Annotated in this window: 13 protein-coding genes; 12 read left to right on the forward strand and 1 reads right to left on the reverse strand. The window is 52.3% G+C overall.

The genetic code is table 11. From position 1 onward, the window contains the following. Window positions 1–77: 77 nt before the first annotated feature. The 3 genes from F0P93_RS08395 to F0P93_RS08405 all read left to right on the forward strand — a co-directional run bounded on the left by F0P93_RS08395 (window position 78) and on the right by F0P93_RS08405 (window position 2,744). Window positions 78–884 (forward strand): DUF4290 domain-containing protein, encoded by an 807-nt coding sequence (locus tag F0P93_RS08395; RefSeq protein WP_150875942.1) that lies wholly within the window; start codon window positions 78–80, stop codon window positions 882–884. Between the two features lie 151 nt (window positions 885–1,035). Beyond that, complete coding sequence (gene murA, locus F0P93_RS08400; protein WP_150875943.1) at window positions 1,036–2,343, forward strand: UDP-N-acetylglucosamine 1-carboxyvinyltransferase; 1,308 nt, start codon at window positions 1,036–1,038, stop codon at window positions 2,341–2,343. Between the two features lie 203 nt (window positions 2,344–2,546). Further along, entirely contained in the window at window positions 2,547–2,744 is a 198-nt protein-coding gene (locus F0P93_RS08405) for a hypothetical protein (RefSeq protein ID WP_138989508.1), read from the forward strand. Window positions 2,745–2,807: 63 nt separating this feature from the next. On the opposite strand, the gene F0P93_RS08410 is transcribed toward F0P93_RS08405, so the two are convergent. Further along, complete coding sequence (locus F0P93_RS08410) at window positions 2,808–3,101, reverse strand: hypothetical protein (RefSeq protein WP_150875944.1); 294 nt, start codon at window positions 3,099–3,101, stop codon at window positions 2,808–2,810. A 252-nt stretch (window positions 3,102–3,353) separates the two neighbouring features. Between F0P93_RS08410 and F0P93_RS08415 the strand changes: the two genes are divergently transcribed. From F0P93_RS08415 to F0P93_RS08455, 9 genes are all read left to right on the forward strand, one after another. Next, complete coding sequence (locus F0P93_RS08415; protein ID WP_150875945.1) at window positions 3,354–3,986, forward strand: ribonuclease H1 domain-containing protein; 633 nt, start codon at window positions 3,354–3,356, stop codon at window positions 3,984–3,986. Window positions 3,987–4,075: 89 nt separating this feature from the next. Beyond that, window positions 4,076–4,774, forward strand: a complete 699-nt coding sequence (locus F0P93_RS08420) for a tRNA1(Val) (adenine(37)-N6)-methyltransferase (RefSeq protein ID WP_150875946.1) — start codon at window positions 4,076–4,078, stop codon at window positions 4,772–4,774. 106 nt (window positions 4,775–4,880) lie between these two features. Next, window positions 4,881–5,849 carry a glycosyltransferase family 2 protein gene (locus tag F0P93_RS08425; RefSeq protein WP_150875947.1) on the forward strand — a complete coding sequence of 323 codons (969 nt, stop codon included), beginning with the start codon at window positions 4,881–4,883 and terminating at the stop codon, window positions 5,847–5,849. Window positions 5,850–5,884: 35 nt separating this feature from the next. Further along, the gene (locus F0P93_RS08430) at window positions 5,885–6,271 is read left to right on the forward strand and encodes a four helix bundle protein (RefSeq protein WP_150875948.1); all 387 of its coding nucleotides are present in this window, start codon (window positions 5,885–5,887) and stop codon (window positions 6,269–6,271) included. Between the two features lie 125 nt (window positions 6,272–6,396). Next, the gene (locus tag F0P93_RS08435) at window positions 6,397–7,017 is read left to right on the forward strand and encodes an inorganic pyrophosphatase (RefSeq protein ID WP_150875949.1); all 621 of its coding nucleotides are present in this window, start codon (window positions 6,397–6,399) and stop codon (window positions 7,015–7,017) included. A 308-nt stretch (window positions 7,018–7,325) separates the two neighbouring features. Beyond that, a complete protein-coding gene (gene sppA, locus F0P93_RS08440) occupies window positions 7,326–9,089 on the forward strand; it encodes a signal peptide peptidase SppA (RefSeq protein ID WP_150875950.1) in 1,764 nt (587 codons plus the stop codon). A gap of 154 nt (window positions 9,090–9,243) precedes the next feature. Continuing rightward, window positions 9,244–10,431: a helix-turn-helix transcriptional regulator gene (locus F0P93_RS08445; RefSeq protein WP_150875951.1), complete on the forward strand. Its 1,188-nt coding sequence runs from the start codon at window positions 9,244–9,246 to the stop codon at window positions 10,429–10,431. Between the two features lie 148 nt (window positions 10,432–10,579). Next, window positions 10,580–12,514, forward strand: a complete 1,935-nt coding sequence (locus F0P93_RS08450; RefSeq protein WP_150875952.1) for a pyrroloquinoline quinone-dependent dehydrogenase — start codon at window positions 10,580–10,582, stop codon at window positions 12,512–12,514. Window positions 12,515–12,710: 196 nt separating this feature from the next. After that, window positions 12,711–15,488 (forward strand): S8 family serine peptidase, encoded by a 2,778-nt coding sequence (locus F0P93_RS08455; RefSeq protein ID WP_150875953.1) that lies wholly within the window; start codon window positions 12,711–12,713, stop codon window positions 15,486–15,488. Window position 15,489 lies beyond the last annotated feature (1 nt).

Consider the following 15,489-nt stretch of genomic DNA (forward strand, 5'->3'; position numbering starts at 1 on the left):
GCTCTGGAAAGGATTAATGATGGTGCAAGACTTTTTTTGTTACTTTTGTCTAAACATACCATAGACGCCCCAATCGATTGAAAGAGTACGGCAGCAACATCCAAAAATTAGTCGAACATCTACAGACTATCGAAGACCGCGAGAAGCGCACCCGCTACGCGCACATCTTGGTAGAACTGATGCGGCAGATCCATCCCAACATGCGGGATAATCAGGATTACTATAATAAATTGTGGGACGACCTCTACATCATGTCGGGCTTCAAGCTCGATGTGGACAGCCCCTACCCACCCCCAACGGCGGATGTCCTGGGGAAGAAGCCGCAGCCCGTTCCGTATAATACCCACGGTTTGCGCTACAAACACTACGGCCAGAATATCAACCTCCTGATTGCCAAAGCCATTTCGCTGGAAGATTCCGAAGAACGCCTGGCCTTCGTTTCGTACATGGCTAAGTTGATGAAGACGTTTTATTCGACCTGGAACAAGGAAGCGGTGGAAGACGAGACGATCCTGACCAACCTCGACGAGATGGCGAACGGCAAGCTCCACGCCGACATCATGTCGATCCGAACCAACGGTTTTGTCGATGCCACTCCACGCGAACGGACGGGGGATCAACCGCCCCGGCGTACGCCCAGCGGCCCTTCGCACGGCCGAAACGAAGGATCAGTGCCCTCCCACGGTCGTCACGATGGCTCAGGACAAGCCTACAACCGAAACGAAACGTCGGGGAACCGCCAGAACAACCCGAATTTCTACCCCAACCAGGGATCGCGTGGCCACCGGGATGGTGGCGCAGGCGGCCGTGACAACCGCGATGGCGGACACCGGAACGACCGGTTCAGAGGGGGCAACAATCCTAATAACCGCAAAAGACGTTAAACAGAGTCAGGAAGGAAGAGTTAAGAATGAAGAGTTAAGAATTAAAAGTCAAGACGGGGCTGCCATTCGGTTCCTTATTGGTCTCAACTTTTAACTCTTAACTCTTCATTCTTAACTCATTTCTCTTGACTCTTAATTCTTAACACCCCATATGGCTTCTTTCCGAATTGCCGGTGACCAACATTTGAAAGGCGAAATCAGCCCGCAGGGCGCTAAAAACGAAGCACTCCAGATTCTGTGTGCGGTTTTGCTGACTGATCAGCCGGTTACCATTCATAATATTCCTGACATCCGTGACGTCAACAAATTGATCGAACTTTTGGGCGATCTGGGCGTTCAGGTCAAGCAGTTATCTCCGTCATCGTACCGTTTTCAGGCCGATCAGGTCGATATTTCCATTCTGGACACGGCCGACTACCGCGAAAAAGCGTCAGCCCTGCGTGGCTCGGTCATGCTGTTGGGGCCCATGCTGGGCCGTTTCAAAACCGGACGGATTCCGCGGCCCGGTGGCGACAAAATTGGCCGTCGGCGACTGGATACGCACTTTCTGGGTTTTGAAAAACTGGGTGCCAAGTTCAATTTCGACTCCGACGAAAGCGGTATGTACCATGTCGATGCCAGCCATTTGAAAGGCACCTACATGCTGCTGGACGAAGCCTCCGTTACCGGAACCGCCAATGTGGTGATGGCTGCCGTGCTGGCCGAAGGCACCACGACGATTTACAATGCCGCCTGTGAACCGTATTTGCAGCAACTGTGCGCGATGCTGAATCGCATGGGCGCCAAAATCAGCGGTATTTCTTCCAATCTGCTCACCATCGAGGGCGTCGACAAACTGGGCGGAACCGATCACACCATGTTGCCCGACATGATCGAAATTGGATCATTCATCGGTCTGGCTGCCATGACGCAGTCGGAAATAACGATCAAAGACTGCCAGATTCCGCAATTGGGCATCATTCCCGACGTTTTCAAACGGCTGGGAATCAAGATGGAATTTCGGGGCGACGACATTTTCGTTCCGGCGCAGGAGCACTACCAGATCGAGAGTTTTCTGGATGGCGGCATGATGACGGTTTCTGACGCGCCCTGGCCCGGTTTCACACCGGATTTGCTCAGCATTGTGCTCGTCACGGCCATTCAGGCCCAAGGCACGCTGCTCGTACACCAGAAGATGTTTGAAAGCCGGTTGTTCTTCGTGGATAAACTGATTGAAATGGGTGCCCAGATGATTCTGTGCGATCCGCACCGGGCCACGGTCATTGGTCTGAATCGCCAGCAGCAACTGAAAGGCATTCGGATGTCGTCACCCGATATACGTGCGGGCGTTGCCCTGCTGATTGCCGCTCTTTCGGCCAAAGGCGAAAGCATTATCGACAACATCGAGCAAATCGACCGGGGGTATCAAAACATCGACGGACGACTCAACGCGATTGGAGCCAAAATCGAGCGATTGTAACGTACCACGATTTCCTTGTGATTTTCAAAAAGCCGCCCCAAATGGGGCGGCTTTTTGAATGTAAATGCTATTTATTTTGTATTCCTTGTGATAAGCGATAGTATTTTTTGATAAGCGGTACGTACTATGTAGCAAAACGATCGTTATAGTTTATGAAGGGTGCGCGGCAGATCCTTCATCGTATTCCTAAAAACAACAGAGCAATGAACCCTACCAGCGAACTTTACCAGCGGCTGAGCGCCCGCAGGAATGCCCTATTAGTGCATTACAGCCACAACGACACTCTCAAAAGCAGCGATCCGGCCACGTATCGGAAATACCAGGGTGAACTCCGGGATTTAAACCGGAAATTACGCCTGATCCGGGGGCAGATGGAAGAGAACCCAACTCTCCACAGCTAGACTTTTCTGTACAGCGACTCCGCTCGGAATCAGGAGATTGATGTCCACCACACCACTGTGTCCCTACGTGTAGGAGGCTTTCGGTTTGGGAGCCGAATCTTTCATGCTTTCCGGTTCCGAATCCGGCGTGTTCTTGTTCAAATAAAACGTACGATGGCAACGCCGGCAACGGAAATACTTGAGCGGAAGGTAGTCATAAAGCCGGCGAACGTAAAGGGGCCTGTTCGTTCGTTCCAGGTGCATGGCCGTGTGGCAGTGACTACACTCGCAAACTTTTTGGGTGTTCAATACAATTACCAGCAGCAGGATGATGTAAAGGGCTGCTAGGCCAAGGAGTGCGTAAAGTACCAGAATCATTTATAGCTACGAACGATGTGGGTTAATTAATCTGCAAAATTGAGTTACCTACGAATAGGAGACAATTTTAGTTGCGTCGAAGTGGCAAAATACTTATTTTTTTTTACCCTATGGCCCCCAAATTGTTTAATTTCAACCTCTTTACACCTAACAATCAGGGCGTTATTTTGTTGTGATTTTCGTTTTTGCCAATGCCGCGGATACACATTCTTTCCAGTTTGTATCTTTGCGGCTTTCTTGAACGGATACACCATGGCGAAATCGCCCAAATATTACGTCGTCTGGAAAGGGCGGCAAAAAGGAGTTTACGATACCTGGGAAGGCTGTCAGGAGCAGATTCAGAATTTTCCCGGCGCTCTGTACAAATCGTTTGAAAGCCGCACGGTGGCCGACAAAGCGCTGGGCGAAAAACCGCATCTGCATTTGCAGGGCAAAGGGCCGGGAACCGATGGCAAAAGCCAGAAGCTATTTGTTGGCAAGCCCATCGCCGACAGCATTGCCGTCGATGCCGCCTGGAACACAGCTACCGGCGACATGGAATACCAGGGTGTGCATGCCACCACGAAGCAACTCCTCTTCCATCAGGGCCCTCATCCCGACGGCACCAACAACATCGGCGAATTTCTGGCCATCGTTCACGCCCTGGCATGGTTGAAACAGCGCAACAGCAATCTGCCCATTTATTCCGATTCCCGGACGGCTATTAGCTGGGTACTGAAAAAGAAAGCCAACACCAAACTGGAAGAAACCGCCCGAAATGCCCACCTGTTCGAGCTGATCGACCGGGCCGAAAACTGGCTGAAAACCAACAACTTCCTTAACAAAATCTTGAAATGGGAAACCGAATACTGGGGCGAAAACCCCGCCGACTTTGGCCGGAAGTAGTTAAGAGTTATGACGGGGCCGCCCGTGCGGTTAAGAATGAAGAGTTTTAACGATCTGGCTAACTTTTAATCTTTAACTCTTAACTCCCTTTGTTTCGCTTCAAACAATTCACCATTCACCAGAACCGGGCGGCCATGAAGGTTTGCACGGATTCGTGCGTGCTGGGGGCGTATGCGGAACTGGGAACCGGCGGGCGGTTGCTGGACATCGGAACGGGGACGGGTTTGCTGGCGCTCATGGCGGCTCAACGGAATCCCACGGCCCGGATCGATGCGGTGGAAGTTGATCCGGCAGCTTTCGGACAAGCCGTTGAAAATGTGAACGATAGCCCGTTTTCGGATCAGGTTCGGGTGATTCAGAGCCGGATTCAAACGTTTTCGTCCGAGCCATATGACCGCATTCTGTGCAACCCGCCGTTTTATACCAACCATCTGCGATCGCCCGACCAGTCCGTCAACCGGGCGTTACACAACGACGAACTACCGTTTGAAGAATTGATTGCCAGCGTCGTCCGTCTGTTGAAACCGGAGGCACAATTCTGGGTTTTGCTGCCGCCTTTTGAAATGCAACGACTGGCCGTGATTGCCGAAAAAGCCGGTTTGCATCCGTATCAACAACTCGAAGTACGGCATAATGACCTAAAACCGGTTTTTAGAACCGTCGCCGGTTTTGGTTTCAACCGGTTTAGCCCTCCGAAAAGCGAGCAATTGTCCATTTTCAACCCGGATGGAAAGCTCTATACGGAATCATTCCGTCAGTTATTGCAACCTTTTTATCTGAATTTCTAAAATCCTTACGACCTTTGGAGAACCGATCCTGAACACCGGGCCTTGCGAAGTTGCAGAAATGATTCCTGCCTGCGCTTTATTTCGGCCGTGTTTAGCCCGTATTTTTATGACTGACAAACGCCAACTTTCCATCGTTATCCCGCTTTACAACGAAGAAGAGTCGTTGCCCGAACTGCACGACTGGATTGTGCGGGTGATGACGGAGCAGGGATATACGTACGAAATTCTGTTTGTCGACGACGGCAGCACCGACCGATCGTGGGAGGTCATCGCCCGGCTTGCCGACCGGAACCCGCAGGTGCGGGGCATCCGGTTTACGCGGAATTATGGCAAAACAGCCGCGCTCCAAACCGGTTTTCAGGCAACCAACGGACAGGTTGTCATTACGCTGGATGCCGATTTACAGGACAGCCCCGACGAAATCCCGGAATTGTACCGCATGATTACCGTCGATGGCTACGACCTGGTGTCGGGCTGGAAACAGAAACGCTACGACCCGCTGACCAAAACCGTCCCCACGAAGTTCTTTAATGCCGTATCCCGCTGGGTGTCGGGCGTTCACCTGCATGATTTCAATTCCGGCATCAAAGCCTACCGCCAGGCGGTGGTGAAGTCGATGAACCTGTACGGCGAAATGCACCGAAATCTGCCGATTGTGGCCAAATGGAACGGTTTTCACAAGATTGGTGAGAAAGTGGTGCAGCATCAGGCACGCAAATACGGAACGACAAAGTTCGGGCTCAACCGGTTCATCAACGGTTTTCTGGACTTGCTCGTCATCGCCTTTGTGCATAAATTCAGCCGTCGGCCGATGCACCTGTTCGGCAGCTTCGGAACCCTGTCCTTTTTTATCGGGACCATCATTACGATTTACCTCATCAGCGAAAAGATATATAACATTGCCAATCGCCTGAAGTACCGCAATGTGACCGATAATCCGCTGTTTTTTCTGGCTTTAGTGGCAATTATCCTCGGCGTTCAGTTATTTTTGGCCGGTTTTTTGGGGGAAATGCTGGTACGGCAATCGACCAACAAAACGGGGGATTATTTAATCGCCGATCAGGTTGGGGGCTGAATGGCTGAAAAGTGCTAAATGGTTAAAGAGAGCTGATGGGTACGGATCAACCGAAATACATTGATGTTACGGATTTAGAAGTCTATAAAATTGCTTTTGATCTAAGTAATCAGGTTTGGAAATTGGTTCTTGAGTGGAGTCCGTTTGCCAAAGACACCATTGGTAAACAATTTGTCAGAGCCGTCGACAGTATTTCTGCCAACATTGCCGAAGGGTATGGCCGTCATGGACGCAATGATAAGATCCGGTTTTACTTTATTTCATCGGGCTCCATTAAAGAATCGCTTGACTGGATCCGCAAAGCTCAAAGTAGAAATCTGGTGGACGAGCAACAATTCAACCATATCCATTCCCGCTTGTCTCAACTACCCAAATTGATCAATCAGCAAATCAAATACACCCGCGACCACCTCAAAATATAGCCATTTACAACCATAAAACCATCCTCAGCCATCCAACCATTTAAAACCATAGAACCATTTTCAACCATACCAGCCATTTACAAAGATAAAACCAACCGCATTTAGTTACTCGACTATAAAAAAGTATGAACAATCAATTTAAAGCACATCCCTGGCATGGGATTCCAATCGGTGAAAACGCTCCGGAACAAGTGACGGCTTTCATTGAAATTGTACCAACCGACACGGTGAAGTATGAAGTTGACAAAGAAACGGGCTATCTGAAAATCGACCGCCCGCAGAAATATTCCAACATCGTTCCGGCGCTCTACGGCTTCATTCCGATGACGTATTGCGACGAGCAGGTGGCCTCCCTGGCCCGCGAACGCTCCGGTCGTGAGATCGAAAAAGGCGATGGTGACCCGATCGACATCTGCGTGCTGAGTGAACACGCCATTACCCACGGAAACATTATTCTGCAAGCTATCCCCATTGGCGGTTTTCGCTTGCTCGACAAAGGTGAAGCCGACGACAAAATCATCGCCATCTTGAAAGGTGACGGGATGTATAAAGGCTACGAAGACCTGAGTCAACTGCCCGACAGTGTGGTGCAACGCCTGAAACACTACTTCCTGACGTACAAAAACTTACCCGGCGAGCCAATGACGTGCGAAATCGTCAATGTCTATGGTCGGCAGGAAGCCCACGAAGTCATTCGCCGGTCGATAGAAGACTACTGGCTGCTGATTCGGAACCAGGCGAAATAATCGGAACGAATGAACGGGAAAAAAAGCGGACTGGCTGACGGGTGGCTTTCCTCCCTTCCGTTCTGTTTTCCACTCTTCCTCAAATAGTCACATTCAACATAAAGTAAGGAGATGGGGAGCCGTCTCCTTTTTATTTTTGTTATGAAACCGGTGTGAATTTCAATCCGTTTCATGTAACTTATTGCTTTAGATGTAAATACATGAAATGGTACCATTGGAAGTGACTTACGACGTACCCTCGCAAGTCTCACATCGCTTGTCTTTTTTCCAGTTTCTAATTCACTAATCGTCAGTCGTCAACCCAAAACATGCGTCAGTTTTTTAAATACGTTTTTGCAACCGTCGTCGGTATACTGCTTTTCACCTTCGTGGCCTTCCTGATGGTGCTGGCAATCGGGTCCGCTTTTTCAGCGGCATCCGGCGATGAAGTATCGGTGAAGGAAAATTCCGTTTTGAAGCTCAACCTGAATAGCCCGATCCGTGAAATCGGCGTTGAAAACCCATTTGGCGGTTTTGGCCCCTTCAATTCATCCGGCGATGTGATTGGCCTGATCGACCTGAAACAGGCGCTGGCCAACGCCAAACTGGATCCCAACATCAAAGGCGTTTATGTCCAGACCGAATACCCCCAAACGGGCTGGGCATCGCTCGAAGAAATCCGGAACGCCCTCATTGACTTTAAAAAATCGAAGAAATTCGTTGTGGCTTACGGCGAGGTGATGACCGAAAAAGGCTATTACATCGCTTCCGTAGCCGACAATATTTACCTGAATCCGGCCGGCGCCCTGGAGTGGAACGGTCTGGATGCCGAATACACGTTTTTCAAAGGCACCTTCGACAAGCTGGGCATCAAACCGGAAATTTTCCGGGTCGGCGAATTCAAAAGTGCCGTCGAACCCTTCATTCGGGAGGATATGAGTGAAGCCAACAAAGCACAAACCACGTCTTTCCTGAATTCCCTCAACAATCATTTTCTGGCGAATGTCGCCCAAAGCCGGGGTTTGCAGGTTCCGGAATTGAAGAAACTGGCCGACGACCTCTCTATTCAAACCGCCGGAGATGCAATGAGAGCCAAACTGGTGACGAAAGTGGCCTATTACGACGAGGTGGAGGCCGACATTCGCAAGTCCCTGAAAGTGGATGAAAAGAAAAAAATCGACTTCGTTTCGCTGGGGAAATACGAAAATGCCAAGAAATACGTCGAAGAAGGAAACATCAAAAACCGCATTGCCGTCATTGTAACCGATGGTGAAATTGTGTCCGGAAAAGACGACGAAAACATCGCTTCCGATCGCGTGGCCGAGCAAATCCGGAAAGCGCGTCTGGACGAAAAAGTGAAAGCCATTGTCATTCGGGTCAACTCACCGGGCGGCAGTGCACTGGCGTCGGATGTGATGTGGCGCGAAATCGTGCTGGCCAACAAAGCCAAACCGGTGATTGCGTCGATGTCCGATTATGCAGCTTCGGGCGGGTATTACCTGGCGATGGGCGCCCGCCAGATTGTGGCCGAACCCAATACGATTACCGGTTCCATCGGCATTTTCGGGATGCTGTTCAACACAGAAGGGTTCTTCAAGGATAAATTGGGTATCACCTACGACCGGGTGGTGACCAATACACACTCCGATTTTCCGTCTTTCACCCGCGAAATGACGCCTTTCGAAAAGAATGTGCTGCAACAAAGCGTCAACCGGGGTTACGAGATTTTCACCAGCAAAGCCGCTCAGGGCCGCAAGCTGTCGGTCGACAGCCTGAAAGCCCTGGCGTCGGGCCGGGTTTGGTCGGGTGTTCAGGCGAAAGCCAACGGGCTGGTTGATGAACTGGGCGGGCTGGACAGAGCCATTCAACTGGCCGCCAAAGCCGCTAAACTGGAAGCGGGTGACTACCGCGTCCGGTATACGCCGGAAAAGAAAAACGCCATTGAAGAACTGGTCAAAACTTTCACCGGCAGCGACGAGGAAAGCATGAAGGCCACCCTCGGCGACCTGGCTCCTTACGTCAAATACCTCAAGACGCTGAAACGGATGGAAGGAATTCAGGCCCGTCTGCCGTTTGGGCTGGACGTTAAATAACGATCACGTAGACCTGTCAGGTTTTAAAAACCTGACAGGTCTTGTCTGTATGGTTTGATGTAGACCTGCAAGGTTTTTAAAACCTTGCAGGTCTTTTTGATTGTAAACACCTGCACCGTCTTTTTTGTATCTTACGAACGCATTGCTATCGCCTATGAAGACATTGCCGGTTCACCTCGATTGGTTTGCTCTGATTATTCTGCTGGGAGTGGCCCAGGGAATTTTTCTCGGCATCTTTTTCCTGACGGGCGAACGGGGGCGAGTGGTTTCAAACCGGTGCATCGGCTGGTTTATGCTGGGTCTGTCGGCTATTATTGCCGAAATTTTCCTGTGCTACACAAATTACATGTTCCAGGTGCTCTGGCTGATCGACTTTTCAGAACCGGTCAATTTTACGCTCGGCCCGCTGTATTTTTTCTTTGTTTTCGCCCGGCTCCACCAACGGCTGCCGAAGCGTTGGTTGTGGCACGTGCTGCCCGCCGTCATTTGGGCCATCAACTCCATCACCTGGTTCTACCAACCCATCGAATTTAAATACAACTCATACCTCCATGCGTATCACCCCGAACTAGCGTATATAGACAGCGACGAATACCTGTCGGAAGATTTCACGAACCTGCGCGATTACGTCAGTGAAATGACCATGTTAAGTTGCGCGATCTATGCCTTCTTCTCTTTCCTCGATATTCGCAAAACGTTTCGCCGACGGGGACTTTCGTTGTTTCAGGCCGCACCGACCCAACTGGCCCAACTTCGAAACCTGATTCTCCTGAATTTGTCTTTCCCCATTCTGGCGGTTTTTATTAAACCCCAATTTTATGAGGATCTGGGCGATTATATTCTGGCCTGTTACCTCACCCTGCTTATTTATACCACCAGTTTTCTGGTGATGCGAGGGTCCAATTTCTTCGTTGAAGAACCCGATCCGGAACCCGAAGCCCCATCACCCCGCAAAAAGTACGAGAAATCGGCGCTGTCGGAAGAAGTGGAAGAAGCGGTTTTGCAAAAGCTGACGCGATTGATGGAGGACGAAAAACCGTATCTCCAAAGCGATCTTTCCCTGCCCAAACTGGCCCAACAACTCGGAACGTCCCCCCATCATCTTTCGCAACTGCTGAACGACCGGCTGGAGCAAAGTTTCTTCGATCTGCTGGCGACTTACCGGGTGCGTGAAGCGCAGCAATTGTTACAGGATTCCGGTACCGCTAACCTGAAAATCGATGAGATTGCCGAGCGGGTGGGCTATAATTCCACCTCGGCTTTTCACACGGCGTTTAAGCGGCTGACGGGGCAGACACCGGCACAATTTCGGGCCACGGCGACTTCGTCCCGGTCGGCGTGAACTTCTTGACGATCGGAAAATGGCGGTTTAGCGCCCGCAGACGGCCATCTTTGTCCCAGCCAGGCAGCCAGCGCATTTTCCGACCAGTGCGCTGGCATTGGCTTTATTCATCCAGATAAAACCGTCTATTTCGGAAGAAACCATTCCCATGAACTACCTCCTTTCAACGCTTCTTTTTCTTTACGCAGCCCTCCCCGCCATTGGGCAACCGCAATCCAGCGGCTCGGTCGAATGGCCCGCTTACGGCAACGATCCGGGCGGCATGCGGTTTTCTCCCCTGAAACAAATCAATGCCAGCAATGTCAACCAGTTAACCTTGGCCTGGACGTTCCGAACGGGTGAACTGGAACAGTACAAAGGCACGAGCGCCGACGAAAAAGCGGCTTTTGAAGCCACTCCGGTGATGATCGACGGAACGCTCTTTTTCAGCACCCCCTCGTCGCGGGTTTTTGCCATCGATGCCGCCACCGGGCAACAAAAATGGTCGTACGATCCGGAAGTCTATTTGCGACAGGATCTCTCCGAAATCACCTCGCGGGGCGTTTCGGTCTGGCCCGCTTCCAACGATAAAACCGCTTCCGGTGCCGCCAAACGCATTTTGATTCCCACACTGGATGGTCGGCTTATTGCGCTGGATGCCAAAACCGGCAAGCCGGTTTCTTCGTTCGGAAAAGACGGAACCGTCGATCTGCGGCAGGGCGTCGGCAACATCAGCGTCACCTCGCCCCCCGCCGTTATCGGCAACACCATCGTTGTCGGGTCGTCGATGGGTGATAACCAGCGGTTCAATTACGAACGGGGCGTCGTTCGGGCCTACGATGCGCTCACCGGAAAATTACGCTGGAGTTGGGACCCCATTCCGCGTTCCAAAACCGATCCCGGTTTCGAGACCTGGAAAGGACCCAATGCTACCCAAACCGGTGCCGCCAACGCCTGGTCGATCATTTCGGCGGATGCCGAACGGGATCTGGTGTTCATTCCTACCACCTCGCCCAGCCCGGATTATTACGGCGGAGAGCGATTGGGCAAAAACGCCAACGCCAGTTCCATCGTCGCCATCCGGGCTTCCACCGGAAAAGTAGTGTGGAGTTACCAGACGGTTCACCACGACCTCTGGGATTATGACAATGCGGCCCAGCCGCTGCTGTTTTCGTATAACCAGAACGGAAAACCGGTTCCGGCAGTGGCCGTCGGCACGAAGATGGGGCACGTTTTTATCCTGCACCGCGAAACCGGCCTTCCGCTGCTGCCGGTCGAGGAACGGCGCGTTCCAGTGTCCGATATAGTGGGGGAAGAAGCGCATCCCACCCAGCCTTTTCCGGCGACGCTTCCCCTGCTGGGGTTGCAAAAACCGGAAGCCTGGGGCCTGACACCTGACGCCAAGGCAGCCGCCCAACGCCGGATTGCCGCCCTACGTTACGAAGGTCCTTTTACGCCCCCTTCGCTCAAAGGCACGCTCGTTGCACCGGGCAATGTGGGCGGGATCAACTGGAGCGGGATGTGTTATGACCCCGAATCCGGTTTGCTGATTACCAATGTCAACCGACTGGCTGCGGTCATCACCTTAATTCCGAGGGCTCAATTGGCGCAATCGGTCAAAAACGACCAGGAGTTGATGCGGGCCGAAACCGGTATGCAGTCCGGCACGCCCTACGTGATGAAACGCAGCTATCTGTTTGCTAAAGCGGAAACCGGTTTAACAATGCAAACCGCTCCGCCCTGGGGAACCTTGGCGGCTATTAATCTCAAGAAAGGTACGCTGGAATGGGAAGTACCACTAGGCTTCATGCTCGATCCGCGTCAGTTTCCGGAAGCGAAACAATGGGGTTCGATCAACTTTGGCGGGGCCATTGCCACAGCGGGCGGGCTGGTTTTCGTAGCCGCATCACTGGACGGGCATTTCCGGGCATTTAAAACCAGCGACGGCAGCCTGCAATGGGAGGTTCCATTGCCCGCCGGTGGACAGGCCACGCCCATGACGTACCAGCTCAATGGAAAGCAATACGTGGTCATTGCCGCCGGAGGCCACGGCAAGCTGGGGACGAAACTGGGGGATTATGTGGTGGCCTACCAATTGCCGTGAAGCAGCCGATCCCCCCTGAAACCCATCCATGACAATTACTTCATTTTCAATTCAGTAAGCAACACGTAAAGGTTTTAGGGAACGGTCAACCGTTCCCTAAATAGTTCAGGGACGATCCGCTTCGGTCAATTTATCTTTCAACGATCATTGCGTTGACCGGAACCCGGAGTCTGATCTTCCTAAACCCTTACGACTTATGATAGCGCGCTGGAGAGTGGTTCAGCAGGTGGCCGACCGGTTTGGTTACCGCGAACCCCGGTTTGCCGAAGACGAGAAAAACCTTGAAAAGGTCCGGGAGGGCGAAATCCCGCTGGTCAGCCTGGAGAACGATCTGGGTCGGGTTCAACTGCGGCTCCGGCGCGAAGGACTCTCCGCCCTGGGCGCCATCGAGCGCATCAACGGCATTGTCAATTTCCAGGACAAAAACGTACTCGACAAACTGTCCGGCATTGCCCGGGCGGTTTGTCGGTTGCTCAAAGACGGTCGGCCCATCGGCACGGGTTTTCTGGTTGCGGATGACATCATCATCACGAACCACCACGTTATCGAAAACCCACAGGACGCGGTCAATATGCTGGCTCAGTTTGATTACGAGTTGGATATCAACCAGATCCCCAAGAAATCACCCTGCTTCAAACTAAATTCTGCTAAGTTTTTTCTTACCTCGACCCTCGACTACAACGCGAACATTCCGCATTCCGGCCTGGATTTTACCTTCATCGGCCTGGAGCCCTTTGGAACCTCCGGCGAACCGCTCGCCAACTACTCACCGGTGAATCTGGACGGGAATCTGGGAAAAATCATCAAGGGGGAATCCTGCGTCATCATTCAGCATCCCAAAGGCGATTTCAAAAAAGTGGTGCTGAAAGACACCGCCTTTTTCTCCGAAACCGACACCCGCCTGATCTACGAATCGGATACGCTTCCCGGTTCTTCCGGGTCGATGGTCGTCGGCCTGGGTACCTGCGAAATCATTGCCTTACACCACTCAGGTTTGCCGAGAGTGGATGATCAAAACCGGATTCTGACCAAAAAAGGAACCATTGCCACACCAGATACGCCTGATGACGAAATCGACTGGTTTGGGAATGAAGGCATAAAGATCAGCAAGATTATTCAGGCCCTGCAGGAAAGCACCCTGTCCGCCGACATGGCGAAAATCCGGGACACGCTGCTCAAAAAAACGAAGGTTGTGGCCCAGCAACTGAGTCAGCCCATGCCAACCGGCAACACCCGCCCAGGAGGAACTGTAACACCGCCCATTCTTTCACCGACAACGTCTTCCCTTTCAAAAGAATCAGCTATGGATACCGTGTTTTCTTCGTCCACAACCGGGCGCGCCCAGTTTCTGATTACGGCCCCCAACAAAACCAATACCATGAATCAGATCGAAACCATTCTGAAAGCCATCTATGGGCCGGGCGTAACGATTACGCTGGCGATGCCCGGTTCGGCCGTCGAGGGCGAGGTCGAGCTGTTTGCGGTGCAGTTTCCGTTTAGCGGGAACGTCAATGAAGAAGCGCAGAATTTGCTGAAAATTCCCGGTATCATCAATGCTGAAGCCGACGTTCCGCTGCTGATGAATGCCGATACGGGGTTTATGGTTCAAGGCCCTTCAAAAGGCACCGGCACCGAATCCGATATTTTGTTTGATGACGGAACGGGGGAATGGAACGAAAGTGAGTTTATCAGGACGTATGCCGAAAGCAAATACTACAAAAATCAGCCCGAACTGAATTACCGCCGGTGGAACTGGTTCGCGACGAATTTCGACAAACTGGAAAAGCTGCCAAACGTCAAATCACCCGGCGAATGCGGTATTCAGATCGTGCAATTCGATACCGGTTTTACGGATCATTCGAAAGTCCGGGGTGGGTATGATCTGGACCACGACTTCAATTTTCTGGACACCGCCGACCCCACCACGGCCTTTGACCCCAAAACCATAGGCTTGGGGAAGCAACCGGGACACGGCACCCGAACCGGCAGTTTGTTGATCGGCAACAGAAACACTCCGATCACCCACGAAGGCAACTGCGGTTTGCTGACGGATTTTAATTTCAAGCTCATTCCCTACCGGATCGCCGAAACCGTCATCATCATCAACCGGCAGCAGCAGCTTGCTTCGGCGCTGGACATGGCCATCACCCAGGGATTCGACATCATCACCATGAGCATGGGCCTGCCGCCGACCATCGCCACGGCAAAAATGGCCAAAAAGGCGTACGAAAAAGGCATCATCTGGTGTTGTGCGGCCGGTAACGAAGTTCAGGCGGTGGTGGCCCCGGCGGTTTATCCCGGCACCATTGCCGTGGCGGCTTCCAACCCACTGGATCGGGAGTGGCCGGGGTCAAGCCGGGGTTCGGCCGTGGACATCACAGCACCGGGGCAGGCCATTTATGTACCGATCTGGAACGCCAGTCATCAGGAGGATTTTGCGTACGGCAACGGCACGAGCTACGCCACACCCCACATTGCCGCGGCCGCAGCCTGCTGGCTGGCAGCTTACCAGGATGTGCTCAGCGACCCGGCCTACGCGGGCTGGAAACGCGTGGAAGCCTTCAGAACCGCCCTGGCGTCGTCGGCCCGGCGGGAGAACGACCTGCCGAGAAAAGGCTTTGGACACGGCATGCTGGATGTTGAAAGGCTCCTCAAAACCGCCCCGGTTCCGGCTGCGGACCTGAAGGATGCGTACAACGACTGGAATGAACATGCGTTTTTTGCCACGCTCCAGGGCTACGGCGAACTGGCGAAAACCTACTGGAATAAATTTCACGGCTGGCTGTTCGGAAACAAACGGGGCGGTCAGGAATCGCTTGAGGACGACGCCTTGTCCCCTTTTTCGAAGCAACTGGAAAACAGCCTGTTTGCCAACCGGCCCAGCCGGTTCGAGTCGGTAGAACCCACGGGGGCCGACACGGCTTTGCAACGTTTCCAGCTCGTGAATGCTATCCTTGAAAATTCAGCCCGCTAAC

Origin of the sequence: Larkinella humicola (assembly GCF_008727875.1) — a bacterium.
GTDB lineage: Bacteria > Bacteroidota > Bacteroidia > Cytophagales > Spirosomataceae > Larkinella > Larkinella humicola.

Bases quoted from the DNA above. Each gene is read 5' to 3' on its own strand.
- murA (WP_150875943.1), top strand. From the start codon at position 1,036: ATGGCTTCTTTCCGAATTGCCGGTGACCAACATTTGAAAGGCGAAATC.
- F0P93_RS08405 (WP_138989508.1), top strand. From the start codon at position 2,547: ATGAACCCTACCAGCGAACTTTACCAGCGGCTGAGCGCCCGCAGGAAT.
- F0P93_RS08410 (WP_150875944.1), bottom strand. From the start codon at position 3,101: ATGATTCTGGTACTTTACGCACTCCTTGGCCTAGCAGCCCTTTACATC.
- F0P93_RS08415 (WP_150875945.1), top strand. From the start codon at position 3,354: ATGGCGAAATCGCCCAAATATTACGTCGTCTGGAAAGGGCGGCAAAAA.
- F0P93_RS08425 (WP_150875947.1), top strand. From the start codon at position 4,881: ATGACTGACAAACGCCAACTTTCCATCGTTATCCCGCTTTACAACGAA.
- F0P93_RS08430 (WP_150875948.1), top strand. From the start codon at position 5,885: ATGGGTACGGATCAACCGAAATACATTGATGTTACGGATTTAGAAGTC.
- F0P93_RS08435 (WP_150875949.1), top strand. From the start codon at position 6,397: ATGAACAATCAATTTAAAGCACATCCCTGGCATGGGATTCCAATCGGT.
- sppA (WP_150875950.1), top strand. From the start codon at position 7,326: ATGCGTCAGTTTTTTAAATACGTTTTTGCAACCGTCGTCGGTATACTG.
- F0P93_RS08445 (WP_150875951.1), top strand. From the start codon at position 9,244: ATGAAGACATTGCCGGTTCACCTCGATTGGTTTGCTCTGATTATTCTG.
- F0P93_RS08450 (WP_150875952.1), top strand. From the start codon at position 10,580: ATGAACTACCTCCTTTCAACGCTTCTTTTTCTTTACGCAGCCCTCCCC.
- F0P93_RS08455 (WP_150875953.1), top strand. From the start codon at position 12,711: ATGATAGCGCGCTGGAGAGTGGTTCAGCAGGTGGCCGACCGGTTTGGT.